Below are 14,427 nucleotides of genomic sequence, written 5' to 3' on the forward strand. Positions count from 1 at the left end.
ACCGGCGGGGCATACAGATCAGATACACGCCGGGCGCTGGCCACCACGCGGCGCGGCCGGCCGGGTATCGGGGCAGCACACCCTAAGCTGGCGCAATGGACGTGATCGTGCTCGGCATGGGTGTGGGTGGCGAGGCGGTCGGCGGCAAGCTCGCCGAGGCTGGCCTGGAGGTCCTGGGCATCGAGGACCGCCTGGTGGGCGGCGAGTGCCCGTACTGGGGCTGCGTCCCGAGCAAGATGATGATCCGGGCGGGCAACGCCCTCGCCGAGGCCCGGCGGGTACCCCGGCTGGCCGGCACAGCTGAGGCCACACCGGACTGGGCCCCCGTGCACAACAGGATCCGGGACGAGGCCACCGACGACTGGGACGACCGGGTGGCGGTGGACCGGTTCACCGGCAAGGGCGGGACGTTCCTGCGCGGCCGGGGCAGGATCACCGGCCCGGGCCAGGTGACCGTCGCCGGGCAGGTGTACGAGGCCCGGCTGGGGATCGTGCTGGCCACCGGTACCGAACCGGCCGTCCCGCCGATCGAGGGCCTCGCGCAGACCCGCTACTGGACCAGCCGGGATGCCGTGGCCGCCGCCGAGCTGCCCGAGACGCTGACCATCCTCGGCGGCGGGGCGATCGGGCTGGAGCTGGCACAGGTGTTCGCCAGGTTCGGCGTGCGCGTGACCATTGTGGAGGCGGCCGGCCGGCTGCTCGCGATGGAGGAGCCGGAGTCGTCCGCACTCATCACCCGGGTACTCACCAGCCACGGCATCACCGTCCTCACCGGACGCTCGGCGGTCCGGGTCCGCGAGGGAGCCGTGACGCTCGACGACGGTACGGAGATCAGGGCCGAACGCCTCCTCGTCGCCACCGGCCGCCGCACCGCGCTGTCCGGGCTGGGCCTGGACGCCGTCGGCCTCGACCCGCAGGCCAGGACGATCACAGTGGACGGCCACATGCGCGCGGCCGAACGGCTCTGGGCCGTCGGCGACATCACCGGCCACGGCGCCTTCACCCACATCGCCATGTACCAGGCGGCCATCGCGACCCGCGACATCCTCGGCGAGGACGGCCCGGCGGCCGACTACACGGCACTCCCCCGGGTCACGTTCACCGACCCGGAGATCGGCGCGGCGGGGCTGACCGAGGCGCAGGCACGCGAACAGGGCGTCAATGTCCGGACTGGATTCACCGAGCTGCCGTCGGCGACACGTGGCTGGATTCACAAAGTCGGCAACGAGGGCTTCGTCAAGCTCGTCGCCGACGCGGACCGCGGGGTGCTCGTCGGCGCCACGTCGGCGGGCCCGATGGGCGGCGAGGTGCTGTCCGCGCTGGTCGTGGCCGTGCACGCCGAGGTGCCAATCGACCGGCTGCGCACCATGATCTATGCATACCCGACCTTCCACCGGGCGATCGAGGACGCACTCCAGAAGCTCTAGTACCCCGCCCGGGTACACTGTAGACAGTCTGCGGCCCGGGTTTTCGCGCAGTATTTGCGAAAACGCCACTTCCACCGACCGTATCCGTGCTGTTACGGTCAGAGATGGCGGCGGGGGCTGGCGCTTGGCGATGGAGCCACGCTGCCCGGGGAGAGCCGCTGTGCTCTTTGGGGAGGAACAAACATCGTGTCAGCCCGACCGCTGATGCCCCGGCATCTGCGCGCCCATCATCGTGGAATGATTCTCCGGCTGTTACGTGACGAAGGACCACTGCCCAGGCAGGAGCTGGCCCGCCGATCCGGGCTCTCCGCGCCGTCGGTGTCCGCCGTCATCACCGAGCTGACCGGGCAGGGCCTGGTCGCAGAGACCGGTACCAGGTCGCGCCGCAGCAAGGTCGGCCCGCCGGGCACCGACCTGGCCCTCGACGCCGGGGCCTCGGCCGTGCTGGCCGTCGACAGCGCCTCCGACCGGGTCCGGGTCGCCAGCTACGACATCCTCGGCCAGCTGATCGAGGCCGTGGACTGCCTTCCGGCCGACGTGCCGGCCAGGCTCCGCCGGATGTGCCAGGACGTGGAGGCGACCGGCCGGACGGTGCTCGGCATCGGCGTGGCCACCCCCGACCCGATCGACCATCCGGAGCGGGCCGGCCACCGGCTCGCCGAGCGGATCAGCCGGGCACTGCAGGCACCCGTGGTCGAAGAGTTCGGCGCGCAGGCGATGGCGCTGGCCGAGGCCCGGTTCGGCGACGGGCGGCACGCGAGGAGTGTGCTGTTCGTGTCCGTGCAGGAGAGCACTGGCGTCGGGATCGTGATTCCCGACGACCTGTTCCAGGCCGGCCGGTACGGCATCCCGCGTTTCGGGCACCAGCAGGTCGTCGCGGACCGCCGGCCCTGCCACTGTGGCGGGCACGGTTGCCTGGAGACGGTGGTGTCCACCGAGTACCTGGCCCGGCTCGGCATCCAGCTCGGCGACTCCTCGGCCCGCGCGGACGAGTTCCTCGGGCGGCTGTGTGACGGGCTGGCCCCGGCCGTGAGCCTGTTCAACCCGACGCTCGTCGTGCTGGGCGGCGCGCTCACCGAGCTGGCCGATCCGCTGCTCGACCGGCTCCGGCGCGGGCTGCTCGGCCGGATCAGCCCGGCCCTCCGCGAGAACCTGGAGATCACCCCGACATCCTTCGGGGAGAACGCCGGGGTGCTGGGCGCGGCAGCCGTCGCCCTCGACAGCCTGGTGTACTGCGCCGAACCGGTCCAGTAGGGACAGCGGGAACGCGCGCGGCCGGGTACGAATAGCGGCATGACCTTCGTACCCGGGCTGGAGATGGCCCGCGCCTTCTACGCGGGGACCGTGGGGCCCATGCTGCGCGAGCTGGGGATCCGGCACTCGGCCGGCCGGCTGGGCCCCGGCTCCGACGTGCTGGGCCTGGACACCGAGCGGTCCCGTGACCACGACTGGTGGTACCGGCTGGACATCTTCGCCGAGGACCCGGCGCAGGTCCCCGAGCTGCGCATACCCGGGCTGGCGGAGCACCGGATCGCGGTACACGAGATCGGGGCCTGGCTGACCGGGATCCTCGGCACCGACCCGCGTGCCGGGCTCACCGCCCGCGGCTGGCTGGCCATCCCGGCCCAGCGGCTGCTGGAGGTGACGGCCGGGGCGGTGTTCCACGACGGGCTGGGGGTGCTCGCGCCCGTCCGCGAACAGCTCACCTTCTACCCCGGGGACGTGTGGCGTTTCCAGCTCGCCGGGCTGTGGAGCCGGATCGAGGAGGAACAGCCCTTCGCCGGGCGATGCGGCGAGGTGGGTGATGATCTCGGGTCGCGGCTGGTCACCGCCCGGCTCGCCAGGGACGTGCTCCGGCTCGGGCTGCTCTACCAGCGCCGCTACCCTCCGTACGCGAAGTGGCTCGGCTCGGCCGCCGGGCAGAACCCGCACCTGGCAACGGCGCTCAGCGCCGGCACCTGGCAGGAAAGAGAAGAAGCTCTGCTGCGGTCCTACGCGGACCTGATCGCGGCGCACAACGCGACCGGGCTGACCGCTCCGGTCGACGCCACGCCGAGGCCTTTCCACGACCGGCCCTTCCGGGTGGTCGACACCGCTGGGCTGATCGGCGGGCTCATGGCCGGAATCAGCGACCCGGTGCTGCGCGGTGCCCCGCCGACCGGCGGCGTCGACATGATCAGCGACAACTCCGATGTGCTGTGCGACGCGCGCCTGTCGTGGGTGGCCGGCCAGGCACTGCCCCAGGGCCTGGCCGGGTAGCTGGTGGCATGGCGCGGCGCGCGACGGTTCGTCCGTCCCGCGCCGCACGTCCTGCCGGGGCTCCCGGCCGGCCTGACCGGCCGGTGTGCCCTGGTTCTTGGTCAGTCGCCGTCGAAGAGGTCGTCGAGGACCTCGCCGGCCACGTAGCCGGCCGCCAGGCCGCCGACGACGCCGCCAGCCATGCCGTGGCCACGGCGGTGCCGGTAGCCGTGCTGCTGGTGGCCGTAGTGCGGCTGCTGCGGCGGCGGGTAGTGGCCCTGCTGCGGGGCGTAGGACTGGCGGCGGCCGAGAGCCGCGCGGCACCAGGCGTCGACCTGGGCTGCCCAGTCGGTGCTGTCCACAGTGCGGTAGTCGACCGTGTTGTACGTGATCGTGTCGTGGCCGCTGGTGAACAGCCCGCCGCGCTTGTCGAACTCCAGGATGACGTCCATGTACTGCGGGTTCGCGAGGAAGGTGACCTCGACGCCGTTCACGCCCGGGTACTGCGGCGGGGCGTAGAACTCGACCTCCTGGTAGAACGGCAGCGTCTGCCGGGAGCCACGGATGTGGCCGCGCTCGACGTCTGCGGCCTTGAACCGGAAGCCGAGCCGCCCGAAGGCCTCGATGATCCGCTCCTGGGCCGGCAGCGGGTGCACGTTGACCTGGTCGAGGTCGCCCTTGTCGATCGCGCCGGCCACGGCCAGCTCGGTGCGCAGGCCCATCGTCATGCCGTGCAGGCGCTGGCCGCCCGTCACGTTCGTGATCGGGGTCTCCCACGGCATCGGGAACTGGAACGGGATCGAGATCGGCTGCTTCGGCATGACCTGGAACCGGCCGGCCACGTTCAGCCGGTGGAACTCGGTGACCTGGTTGTACTCGCTGTCGCCGCTCTCGACCTCGACCTTGGTCACCAGGCCCAGCGAGACGTACTCGATGTCGACCACGTGGTCGCCACCGGTGATGTTGACGTGGCCTTCCAGGTTGAGACCCGGCCGGGTGTTCGGGTTGGTCAGCACGGTGTCGACGGACGGGCCGCCCACGCCGAACGCACGCATCATCTTCTTGAAGACCACTTGGTGACTCCTGTCGAATAAGCCTTCTCCCGAGGGTAGCCGAGGAACAGGTCAGCCTGGTGTCGGGACGCCGACCAGGAAAAACCCCAAACCCTTCTTTATCTTGTACCTGCGGTGAACACTTACTCTTTCCCCATGCCCCCGTTACGTCCCGCCCCTGGGTGCCGTTCTGGTGTGCCTGCTGGCGCTCGGGCTCGGCGACTCGGGCGATTCAGCCGGTATCACGGGCATTTGCGGTGGATTGCTGGCCGGGTACGTGGCTCGCCGGCTGGCCCGGCGTCCGCCGTACCCGGAGTTCGCTGTGGACGGTGACCGGCTGGTCGGCGTGCCGTGGGCGATCACGGCCTGGTTCACGGTCGCGGGCGGGCTGCGGTGGCTGGAGCTGGGCCCGGCCGGGATCACGTCGCGGACGGCGGGCAGGCGGCGGTTCGTGCCGTGGGCGGAACTCGGCTGGCCAGGGCTGTACAGCGTCGAGGTCCCCGGCGAGGAACGGATCAGCTTCGACGGGACGGCCGTGGACGTGGCGGTCATCCGGGCCGCCGTGCGCGAACGGCTGTCCACCGTGACCGGTTAGGGTCACGTGCATGAGCGAAGTACGTGACCGGATGCGCGCGATCTACGACGAACAGGCTGGCCGCTACGCCTCGTTCCATGTGGAGACTCCCCCGCCGCTGCGGCTGCTCGCGGCCGAGTTCGCCGCGCTCGGCGCGCTGGCGGGGCAGGTACTCGACCTCGGGTGCGGGCCGGGGCAGGACATGGCACACCTGCGCGGGGCCGGCGCGCGGGTGTCCGGGCTGGACCTGTCGGCCGGGATGCTCGCCGAGGCTGCCACGCGGAACGCCGGGCCGCTGGTCCAGGGTGATCTGTGCGCCCTGCCGTTCGGCGGCTCTGTCTTCAGCGGGGTGTGGTGCAACGCCTCGTTCCTGCACGTGCCGAAGTCACTCGCCCCGGCAGCGCTCACCGAGATGGCCCGGGTACTCCGGCCGGGCGGCGTGCTGATGCTCGCCGTGAAGGCCGGCGACGGCGAGACCTGGGAGATCAGCAACAAGTCGGTCGTGGAGCGGTTCTTCGCCAAGTACTCGGAGGCCGAGCTGCGCGAACGGCTCACCGAGGCCGGATTCGGGGTACGGGAGGCGCGCGAGCAGCACAGCCCCTCCGGTGAGACCTGGCTGCGGACGCTGTCCGTGCTGGGGTGACTCCGGTCATACCGGGAACCGTGGCCGGTTCCGCCGCCGACTACCCACCGTCACACCAGTGCGGGAGGGCAGATGCGACGGAGAGTGCTCGCCGCGATCACGGCGGCGGCTGTACTGCTGGTTCCGGCCTGCTCGGCGGCTGAGGAGCCGGACGCGAAGCAGGTCAGCCAGCTGCGGGGTACCGAGCTGGGCAAGCCGTTCGAGCGGCCGAAGGCTGTGCTGGCCGACCTGGCCGGGCAGCCCTTCGACGTCGCGGCGCGGCTGGGCGAGGGCAAGCTGACCCTGTTGTACTTCGGGTACACCAATTGCCCGGATGTCTGCCCGACCACGGTCGCCGACCTGGCCGCCGCGCTGCGTAAGCTGCCCGAGGCGACCCGGGCGCAGGTCAGGGTGGTGATGGTCAGCTCGGATCCCGCGCGGGACACCCCGAAGGATTTCCGGGCCTGGCTGGACAGGTTCGACCCGTCGTTCACCGGCCTGACCGGCGAGATCACCCCGATCGTCGAGCTGGCCAGGAGCGTGGGCATCGGGCTCGACCCGCCGAAGGTCAACTCCCAGGGCGACTACGAGGTGGAACACGGCGCGCAGGTCGTCGCGTTCACGCCGGACGGGCTGGCCCACCGGTTCTACCGCAGCGGCACGTCGCCGGACGACTTCGCCCACGACATCCCGCTGCTGCTGAAGATCTACCCGAAGGAGAAGTAGTGCAGATCCGGCGAATCTCCCCGATCCTCGCGCTGGCCGTCGTGGCGGGGCTCGCGGCTGGCTGTTCGGGTGACGGCGGCAAGGAGCCCGGCAAGACTGGCCAGGGCACGACCGCGTCCGCAGCCCCGGCTGCTGGCGAGGTGCAGGCCAGCAAGGGCGCGCTCAGCGTCTCGGGCGCGTGGGTCCGCGAACCGGCCAACCCGAAGGTCGCCGCCGCGTACCTGGAGATCACGAACACCGGGGAGGCCGACGAGCTCCAGTCCGTGTTCACCGAGTCGGCGCACCGGATCGAGCTGCACACCGTCAAGGCGGAGAACGGCGCGGAGACGATGTCCAAGGTGGACAGCATCCCGGTACCGGCGAACGGCAAGGCCGTCCTGAAGCCCGGCGGGTACCACATCATGCTGCTGGACGTGCCGCGCCCGCTCAAGGCCGGCGGCAAGGTCCGGCTCGCGCTGAGCTTCACCAAGGGCGGCGTGCTCGTGGTCGACGCCCCGATCAAGACCGGAGCATGAGCCAGGACCCGGAGCTGGCTGAGGAGCCCGAGCCGGTGGGTTTCGGGCGGCGGCGGGTGCTCGGGCTGGTGGCCGGCGGGGCCGCGACGGCGGGTGCTGGGCTGGGAGCGGGGGCTGCGGCTCTCGTACAAAATGAGCAGTCGCCTGAGCCGCAGCGGCCGGGACGGGCGTGGGAGACCGTGCGCGGCACCGGGCCTGGCCAGCCGGGCATCGCGGAGGCACCGCCAGCACACCTCCGCCTCCTGGCATTTGACCTTGAGCCAGCGGCCGCGAAGGCCGCGCTGACGGCATGGACGAATCTGGCGGCCGAGCTGGCAGCCGGGCAGGCTGACCTGGGGCTCGCCCCGGCGGCGCTGACCGTGACGGCCGGGCTCGGGCAGTCGCTGTTCGCCAAGCTCGGGCGGCCGGTGCCCGGCCAGCTCACGATGCCGTCCTTCGCCGGTGACCGCCTGGAAGAGCAGCGTGGCGGCGGGGACGTGCTGCTCCAGGTGTGCGCGGAAGACCCGATGGTGGTGGCGTTCGCGGCGGAGAAGCTCCGGCGCGTGCCTGGCACGCGGTTGCGCTGGCAGCAGAGCGGCTTCCGGCCGACCGCCGCCGCCTCGGTCAACCCTGCCGCGACCGCCCGCAACCTCATGGGGCAGCTGGACGGGACAGCCAACCCGGCACCGGGCTCCGGCCTGTTCGACAGCGCGGTCTGGGCTCAGCCGTCCGGCACGACGTTCCTCGTGTACCGGCGGATCAGGATGCTGCTCGGCACCTGGCACGACACCCCGCCCGCCGTCAGGGAACGAGTCATCGGGCGGCGCCTCACCGACGGCGCACCCCTCACCGGCAAGGCCGAATCCGACCCGCCGGAGCTGAACAGGCGCGATGCCGGCGGCGAGTACGTGATCGCGGCCGACGCGCACATCCGGCTCGCCAATCCCGGCGTGAACCGCGGCGCCCGGATGCTGCGGCGCGGGTACAGCTACGACGACGGGCCTGAGGATGCCGGGCTGGTGTTCCTGGCGTTCCAGGCGGATCCGCGCACGGCCTTCGTGCCGGTACAGGAGCGGCTCGCCGCGTCTGACGCGCTCAACCGCTTCACCGTCCACACAGGATCAGGCGTCTATCTCGTACCGCCGGCGTCCGGCACCTGCGTCGGGGCCGCGGTCCTCGGTCTCTAGGTTGTCTCCAGCACGATCGTGCACGGGCCGTCGTTCACGCTCTCCACGAGCATGTGCGCCTGGAAGCGGCCCGTGGCGACCGTCGCGCCGAGCGAGCGGAGTTCCTCGGTGAGCGCCTTGACGAGCGGCTCTGCCACGCCGGCCGGGGCCGCGGCGTTCCAGCTCGGGCGGCGGCCCTTGCGCGTGTCGGCGTACAGGGTGAACTGGCTGACGACCAGCACCGGCAGGCCCAGGTCGGAGGCCGACCGCTCGCCGTCGGCCGTGCCGATGATCCGCAGTTCCCAGATCTTCCGCGCGAGCTTCGCGGCGTCGGCGGCGGTGTCGGTGTGCGTGACGCCGGCCAGCACCAGCAGACCCCTGCCGATCTCCCCGGTGACCTCGTCGCCGACGGTCACCCTGGCCCGGCTCACGGTCTGTACCACTGCGCGCATGCCAGCCATCTTGCCCGAGCTGGGCACCTCCGGCTCTCGCCGGCCGGCTTGCGGAGGTGATCTCGGACACCCGCAGGGCTAATTCGCCTGAGTCTTGTCATACCCAGGAGCGACTATGGCGGCATGCGCCTGACTGCCTACCGGACCGTGCTCGCCCTGCCGGGCGTGAAGGTTCTGATGATCTTCGCGTTCCTGGCCAGGATCCCCCTGGTCGCCTCCGGCATGGCGCTGACGTTCCACGTCCTCGGCGACCTCAAGGGCAACTACGCCGAGGCCGGCCTGGTCGCCACGGCCGTGACCGTCGCGGCAGCGATCGGCGCGCCCTTCATGGGCCGGATGACCGACCGGCGCGGGCTGCGGGCGACGACCGTCGTCGGCACGATCCTCGCGCTGGTCTTCTGGTCGACGGCGCCGCTGCTGCCGTATCCGGCGCTGCTGGTCGCCGGGTTCCTGTGCAGCCTGGCCGGCATCCCGATCTTCTCGGCGATCCGCCAGGCCATCGCGGCCCAGGTACCGGAGGACCAGCGCCGCACGGCCTACGCGCTGGACTCGATGTCGACCGAGCTGTCGTACATGATCGGCCCGGCGATGGCCGTGGTCCTCGCGACCCAGTTCTCGCCCAGGCTCGGCATGATCGTGGTCGGTACGGGGGCCGTGGCCGTCGGCGTCGCGCTGTTCGTGCTCAACCCCAGGACCAACGAGAACAGCGCCTCAGAGGAAGCGCCCCCGGCCCCGCCGCGCCGGACCTGGCTGCGGCCCAGCTTCATCGGGATGCTCATCGTCGCGCTGGCCACCACGTTCACCCTGACCGGCACGGAGCTGGCGATGGTCGCCAACCTCCGGCAGAGCGGCCAGGAAAGTATGATCAGCGTCGTCATCGGCCTGTGGTGCGTGTACTCGCTGGCTGGCGGCTTCGTCTACGGCGCGCTCCGCAACGGCACGCCTTCCGTCATCCTCGCCGCGGGGATGGCCCTGCTGACCATCCCGATCGGCCTCGCCAGCGGGCAGTGGTGGCTCATGGCGCTCGCACTGATCCCGGCTGGCGCGCTGTGCGCACCGGCCCTCACCTCCAACACCGCCGAGCTGTCCGCCCGGGTGCCGGCTTCGGCGCGTGGCGAGGCGATGGGCCTGCAGGGTTCGGCGATGACGGTCGGCATGGCGATCGGCGCGCCGCTGGCCGGCCTCGCCAGCGACCAGCTCGGCCCGTCCTGGGCCTTCGCGGCGATCGGCGGGATCGGCCTGCTGCTGACCCTGGTGGCCTGGCCGCTCGCCCGGCGGACAGCCGCCCCCGCAGCTGACGCCGAGCCTGCTCCGGCTCCCCGCGTGGCGGAGGAAGCCGCAGCGGCCTGAGCGTCCTCACCGGACGGGTGGAAACTGGGGACGACCGAGCACAATGGAGGCCCGGAGCGCTGTACGCGCCCCGGGCCGCCTCAGTTCACCGGCGTGGGACCCGCCACCCACCCCGCGGCAGTTGGATACCACCGCTGTCCCCGCCGAGACGGGAAACTATGGAACGTTAGCTCCGTCACTCTCTCACGAGCGGACTGACTCCGGCTGACCGGCTCGCTGACAACGCCAATCCTGGCAATTGTCCACTGTGCCCTGTCTGGCACCGGCGAGTGCTGGCACTCCCCTGGCGCGCTCCTGGGCATCCGCGAGGCGGCAGCACCTGGCCGGGCCTCGGATTGTTCCTCTCCGTGAGGGGCGAAGGCGCCACGTTCACGCCGTTCCGGCCGGCCGAGATCATTCCTAACTGGACTCTCGGAGCGGAACGAATCTGTGGCAACACATCACGGCTTGCCGTTCTAGACTCACCTTGCCCGGCGCAAATGGGCGAAACCAGGGAATTGATGGGTCAGCAAAGTGCAGGGCAGCAACCGGAAGGAAGGCAAACGTGGGTGATACGACACAAGCCGGTCACCTCGATGACCTTCCGGGAATGAGTGACACAGCCCTGGCCCTGTATCGATGGGCGTTGCGGTGCCGGCACGTGCAGGCGGATGATCTTACGAATCTCGCCTCAGAACTGTGCCTGCCCGAAGGCGAATGCGCAATTGCGATGTCGACACTGACAGAGTTGCGACTCCTCCAGCCCGAGCCGGACGGGCTCCGGCTCATCCCGGTCAGCCCGGACGCCGCGGCGGCCGCACTGCTCGGCCCCGGCGAGGCGGAGCTGCGGGCAGCGGAGGAAGAGCTGCGCCGCAAGCGGGACAAGATCGCACAGCACCGGGCGTACATGGCCGGGCTGAATCCGATATACCTGCACGCCCGGCACCAGGACCAGTCCTCTTTGGAGAGTGTGCACGACCAGCAGACCGTCCGGGCGCTCATCTCCGACACCGTGGCCCAGTGCCGGGACGAGGTGCTGACCTGCCAGTCGGGCGGCGCCCGGCCCCCGGCCGCGCTCGCCGAGGCGCTGCCCCGGGATCTGGCCCTGCTCGGCCGGGGCGTGGCGATGCGGACGCTGTACCAGCACACGGCGCGGTTCCACGAGCCGACGCGGGAGTACATCGACCAGGTGATCGCGGCGGGCAGCCAGGTCAGGACGATGGACGAGCTGCCCGGCCAGATGATCATTGTGGACAGGGCTACGGCGTTCCTGCCCGACCGGGCGCACGAGGGTGGCGCGGTGGTGGTGCGGGACCGGGCGCTGATCGAGTTCCTGGTAGACACGTTCCACCAGATCTGGCACCGCGCGATCGGCTACGAGCCGGGCCCGGCAGCGGCCCAGCAGGTCACCGACCAGACCCGGCGGGCGATCCTGATGCTGCTCGCCGACGGCCTCAAGGACGAGGTGATCTCCCGGCGGCTGGGCATCTCCCTGCGTACCTGCCGCCGCCACATCGCCGACATGATGGAGCAGATCGGGGCCACCAGCCGGTTCCAGGCCGGGATCATGGCCAGCCAGAGGGGCCTCACGCCGAACGCCAGGGATCTCGGGGTCGTGACCTGAGTCCCGTCCTCACAGCTGTGGCTGCCACACCTGCACGTCAGCGATCCGCCGTCCCGGGCCGAGCAGCCGCTCCAGGACGGTGTTCAGCTCGGTACGGTGCTCGGCCGGGCCCAGCACCACACACGACGCCCGCCAGTGCCGGAGGTCCGTGGCGGCCGAGGCGCGTTCCCGGTCGCCGATCGGCGGGACGACGCCGGTCCGGCGTACCTCGGCGAGGAGTGCCGACGTCGGGCGCGCGGGCGTTCCGTAGCCGTTGGGGCCGATGAACTGGCCTTCCGGTACGCCGAAGGCCGCGTGAGCCGCAGCGGCCCAGCGCAGGCTGCCCGGGTCGCTCGGCACCGGGATGGGTACGGGCACCAGGACACCGCCCGGCTGGACGCATTCCCTCCAGTGCCCCTGGGTGAAGAACTCCGGTACCGGGGTCCGGCCGGCGGCCTCGATCGGCATCGGGAAGAGTGCGGCCAGCACGGTCGCGGTGAGGCCTGCGCTGATCAGCGCCCGGAGGCGCGTGGCCTGTAGCGCCGCGTGGACGGCCAGGGCGAGCACGGCGGCGATGAGCGGCACGAGCGCCATCGCGTACCGGGTCGGCAGCGCCCACACGATCACCGGCACGTCCCGGAGCAGCTGGAACGGCCCGTGGTAGTCCGTGCGCTCGCCGCCGATCACGAGGCCGGGCCCGAGCGAGAGTCCGAAGAGGACGATGCACACCGGTACGGCGGCGCGGACGAACGGCAGCCGCCAGCACGACACCACGGCAGCCGCGAACAGCAGCAGAAGCGGCCAGCCGAGGAACGTGTTCATCTCGGCGGGGTGCCCAGCCAGCCGGCCGGCGTCCCCGCCAGCCCCGGCCAGCGTGAACGGGGACAGGGCCGGGTAGCTGAGCAGGTCGGCGGAGTAGTTCTCCGGCGGGTACAGCCCCTCCCAGCCGCGCTGCGGCCCGGCGAACTGGAGCCACAGTGGCCGGGCGAGGATGACGACAGCCACAGCGGCGCCCACCGCCAGCCCGGTCAGCAGCGGCCGGGCAGCGCGGCGGGTCAGCTCCCGGTCGGCGAGCGCGTAGGCGGGGGTCAGGAGCGCCAGGGTGAGCGCGCCCAGGTACAGGACCTCCTCGCCTGTGAAGGCTTGGGCCACGACGAGCAGGCCGAGGGCGGCGCCGGTCCGGACGGGGGTCTGACCTCGGGTCAGCCGGAGCACGCAGTACACGATGGCTGGCATGAGCCAGTGGCTCGTCAGGTTGATGTGGCCGTGGGCGTGGGAGACCATGCACGGCGCGAACCCGCAGAGTGCCCCTCCGGCGGCCGCCGCGAGCCGGTGCAGGCGGAAGCCCCGGGCGAACAGCAGGTACCAGCCGGCCGCCGTCAGTGCCAGGTTGAGCGTCGCCAGCGTCGTGAACGTGACCGCCGGGCCCCAGATCCAGGTCACCGGGGCCAGCAGGGCACCGGGGAACAGGTTGTTGGTGTTGGCCATCATGTTCACGCCGTCGGGGCTGTTCATCAGGTCCGTCAGCAGCGCAGCGCCGCCCAGCCAGAACCGTGAGGCCCACGCGAGGAACCATTCCGTCTGGGCCTGGTCGTTCAGGTTCACGGCGACGCCACGGGTACCCGGGCCGGCCCACAGGCCCGCGGTCACCCAGAAGGCCAGGGCCAGGAACGCCCCGCTCACCGCCGCGTCGCGCAGCCAGGGACCGCCGCGTGCCCGGGCGAGCCGGGGCCACGCGGGCACGGAGTGACGGCCCGTCCGGGCCCGATGCTGCACTGCGACCGGCATGAACCGGATCATAACGACTCAATTGCTATGGGATCTCCGAACGCCGAGCACGTCCAGCATCGCGCGGGTCGCGGGGCTCGGGTTGAACCGGCTCCACACCAGATACTCGACGCGGCGCGGGCCGCCGGCCACAGGCACCAGGGCCAGCCGGGCATCGGCGGCCGCGAGCGGGCGGACGAACGCGGAGGGCAGCAGCGCGACGCCCAGGCCGGCCAGGACCAGCCGGGTGATCATCTCGGCGACGCCGGCCTCGTACGAGACGTCGCGGACCAGCCCGGCCGCCGCGAAGGCCTGGTCGGACTGGGCGCGGGCCGGAGTACCTTCCACGAAGTCCACGAAGGTCTCCCCCGCGATGTCGTGCAGGGTGACCTGGCCGGCGGTGGCCAGCGGGTGGCCGGCCTGTACGACGAGGACGTGCCGGTCGTGGTCGAGGGCGAGGGTCTCCACACCGGTCGGCCGTTCGGTCTCCGGCAGGCCGAGGAAGGCGATGTCGAGCTCACCGGAGCGGACGGCTGCGGCGAGCTCGTCGCTGCCGCCAGCTTTGAGCAGGACGTGGACGCCGGGATGCTGGGCCCGGTACCGCTGAAGAAGTTCCGGCACGTCGACGGCGGCCGTCGTGACGATGACCCCGACGGCGAGCCTGCCCCGCACCACGCCCGTGGCCGCAGCCGCGTCGGCGACCGCCCGGTCGGCGGCGGCCAGGCACTCGCGCGCCCCGGCCAGGAACGCCTCCCCGGCGCTGGTCAGCTCGACCCTGCGGCTGGAACGCGCGAACAGCTGCACCCCGAGCTCCCGTTCGAGGCTCGCGATCCGGTGGCTGAGGGACGACTGGACGACGAAGCAGCGTTCGGCGGCGCGGGTGAAGTTGCGGGTCTCGGCGAGCGCGACGACGTACCGCATCTGCTGGAGGTCCATTTCAGCCATCGTTGTGGTTCATAGCTGCGATCGCAACCATG

General features: G+C 71.6%; 14 protein-coding genes. 10 read left to right on the top strand and 4 right to left on the bottom strand.

Annotated elements, in window-relative coordinates:
• Positions 1-95 precede the first annotated feature (95 nt).
• The 3 genes from A3G1_RS0111645 (at position 96) to A3G1_RS34370 (ending at position 3,686) form a co-directional block, all read left to right on the top strand.
• Positions 96-1,427, top strand: a complete 1,332-nt coding sequence (locus A3G1_RS0111645; RefSeq protein ID WP_018349646.1) for a dihydrolipoyl dehydrogenase family protein — start codon at positions 96-98, stop codon at positions 1,425-1,427.
• A 237-nt stretch (positions 1,428-1,664) separates the two neighbouring features.
• A complete protein-coding gene (locus tag A3G1_RS0111650) occupies positions 1,665-2,681 on the top strand; it encodes an ROK family transcriptional regulator (protein ID WP_211216286.1) in 1,017 nt (338 codons plus the stop codon).
• A 39-nt stretch (positions 2,682-2,720) separates the two neighbouring features.
• Positions 2,721-3,686: a DUF4037 domain-containing protein gene (locus A3G1_RS34370; protein ID WP_018349648.1), complete on the top strand. Its 966-nt coding sequence runs from the start codon at positions 2,721-2,723 to the stop codon at positions 3,684-3,686.
• A gap of 101 nt (positions 3,687-3,787) precedes the next feature.
• On the opposite strand, the gene A3G1_RS0111660 is transcribed toward A3G1_RS34370, so the two are convergent.
• A complete protein-coding gene (locus A3G1_RS0111660; RefSeq protein WP_018349649.1) occupies positions 3,788-4,738 on the bottom strand; it encodes a sporulation protein in 951 nt (316 codons plus the stop codon).
• Between the two features lie 172 nt (positions 4,739-4,910).
• Here A3G1_RS0111660 and A3G1_RS0111665 point away from each other — a divergent pair, with 172 nt between their 5' ends.
• From A3G1_RS0111665 to A3G1_RS0111685, 5 genes are all read left to right on the top strand, one after another.
• Positions 4,911-5,312, top strand: coding sequence for a hypothetical protein (locus tag A3G1_RS0111665; RefSeq protein WP_018349650.1), 402 nt, complete (start codon positions 4,911-4,913; stop codon positions 5,310-5,312).
• Positions 5,313-5,322: 10 nt separating this feature from the next.
• Entirely contained in the window at positions 5,323-5,934 is a 612-nt protein-coding gene (locus A3G1_RS34375; protein ID WP_083936876.1) for a class I SAM-dependent DNA methyltransferase, read from the top strand.
• A 72-nt stretch (positions 5,935-6,006) separates the two neighbouring features.
• On the top strand, positions 6,007-6,639 hold the full coding sequence (locus tag A3G1_RS0111675; RefSeq protein ID WP_026212059.1) for an SCO family protein: 633 nt from the start codon (positions 6,007-6,009) through the stop codon (positions 6,637-6,639).
• The gene (locus A3G1_RS34380; protein ID WP_018349653.1) at positions 6,639-7,154 is read left to right on the top strand and encodes a copper chaperone PCu(A)C; all 516 of its coding nucleotides are present in this window, start codon (positions 6,639-6,641) and stop codon (positions 7,152-7,154) included. The genes A3G1_RS0111675 and A3G1_RS34380 overlap by 1 nt, the downstream gene beginning before the upstream one ends.
• Entirely contained in the window at positions 7,151-8,320 is a 1,170-nt protein-coding gene (locus A3G1_RS0111685; protein WP_018349654.1) for a Dyp-type peroxidase, read from the top strand. Before A3G1_RS34380 ends, A3G1_RS0111685 begins: the two co-directional genes overlap by 4 nt.
• Here A3G1_RS0111685 and dtd read toward each other — a convergent pair.
• Positions 8,317-8,751 carry a D-aminoacyl-tRNA deacylase gene (gene dtd / locus A3G1_RS0111690; RefSeq protein WP_026212060.1) on the bottom strand — a complete coding sequence of 145 codons (435 nt, stop codon included), beginning with the start codon at positions 8,749-8,751 and terminating at the stop codon, positions 8,317-8,319. The genes A3G1_RS0111685 and dtd overlap by 4 nt on opposite strands.
• A gap of 123 nt (positions 8,752-8,874) precedes the next feature.
• Here dtd and A3G1_RS34385 point away from each other — a divergent pair, with 123 nt between their 5' ends.
• Together A3G1_RS34385 and A3G1_RS34390 are read left to right on the top strand one after the other, a co-directional pair.
• Positions 8,875-10,101, top strand: a complete 1,227-nt coding sequence (locus A3G1_RS34385; protein WP_018349656.1) for an MFS transporter — start codon at positions 8,875-8,877, stop codon at positions 10,099-10,101.
• 709 nt (positions 10,102-10,810) lie between these two features.
• Positions 10,811-11,704, top strand: a complete 894-nt coding sequence (locus tag A3G1_RS34390; RefSeq protein ID WP_018349657.1) for a helix-turn-helix transcriptional regulator — start codon at positions 10,811-10,813, stop codon at positions 11,702-11,704.
• A 9-nt stretch (positions 11,705-11,713) separates the two neighbouring features.
• On the opposite strand, the gene A3G1_RS0111705 is transcribed toward A3G1_RS34390, so the two are convergent.
• Both A3G1_RS0111705 and A3G1_RS0111710 read right to left on the bottom strand, forming a co-directional pair.
• Entirely contained in the window at positions 11,714-13,471 is a 1,758-nt protein-coding gene (locus A3G1_RS0111705; protein WP_245563484.1) for a DUF6311 domain-containing protein, read from the bottom strand.
• A gap of 18 nt (positions 13,472-13,489) precedes the next feature.
• Entirely contained in the window at positions 13,490-14,395 is a 906-nt protein-coding gene (locus tag A3G1_RS0111710) for a LysR family transcriptional regulator (RefSeq protein WP_245563485.1), read from the bottom strand.
• Between the last annotated feature and the right edge of the window lie 32 nt (positions 14,396-14,427).

Origin of the sequence: Longispora albida DSM 44784, from assembly GCF_000379825.1 — a bacterium.
GTDB lineage: Bacteria > Actinomycetota > Actinomycetes > Mycobacteriales > Micromonosporaceae > Longispora > Longispora albida.

What these genes read in the sequence shown, in the direction of transcription:
- A3G1_RS0111645 (WP_018349646.1), top strand. Translation starts at nt 96, where the DNA reads ATGGACGTGATCGTGCTCGGCATGGGTGTGGGTGGCGAGGCGGTCGGC.
- A3G1_RS34390 (WP_018349657.1), top strand. Translation starts at nt 10,811, where the DNA reads ATGTCGACACTGACAGAGTTGCGACTCCTCCAGCCCGAGCCGGACGGG.
- dtd (WP_026212060.1), bottom strand. Translation starts at nt 8,751, where the DNA reads ATGCGCGCAGTGGTACAGACCGTGAGCCGGGCCAGGGTGACCGTCGGC.
- A3G1_RS0111650 (WP_211216286.1), top strand. Translation starts at nt 1,665, where the DNA reads ATGATTCTCCGGCTGTTACGTGACGAAGGACCACTGCCCAGGCAGGAG.
- A3G1_RS34375 (WP_083936876.1), top strand. Translation starts at nt 5,323, where the DNA reads ATGAGCGAAGTACGTGACCGGATGCGCGCGATCTACGACGAACAGGCT.
- A3G1_RS0111685 (WP_018349654.1), top strand. Translation starts at nt 7,151, where the DNA reads ATGAGCCAGGACCCGGAGCTGGCTGAGGAGCCCGAGCCGGTGGGTTTC.
- A3G1_RS0111675 (WP_026212059.1), top strand. Translation starts at nt 6,007, where the DNA reads ATGCGACGGAGAGTGCTCGCCGCGATCACGGCGGCGGCTGTACTGCTG.
- A3G1_RS0111705 (WP_245563484.1), bottom strand. Translation starts at nt 13,471, where the DNA reads ATGCCGGTCGCAGTGCAGCATCGGGCCCGGACGGGCCGTCACTCCGTG.
- A3G1_RS34370 (WP_018349648.1), top strand. Translation starts at nt 2,721, where the DNA reads ATGACCTTCGTACCCGGGCTGGAGATGGCCCGCGCCTTCTACGCGGGG.
- A3G1_RS0111710 (WP_245563485.1), bottom strand. Translation starts at nt 14,395, where the DNA reads ATGGCTGAAATGGACCTCCAGCAGATGCGGTACGTCGTCGCGCTCGCC.
- A3G1_RS34385 (WP_018349656.1), top strand. Translation starts at nt 8,875, where the DNA reads ATGCGCCTGACTGCCTACCGGACCGTGCTCGCCCTGCCGGGCGTGAAG.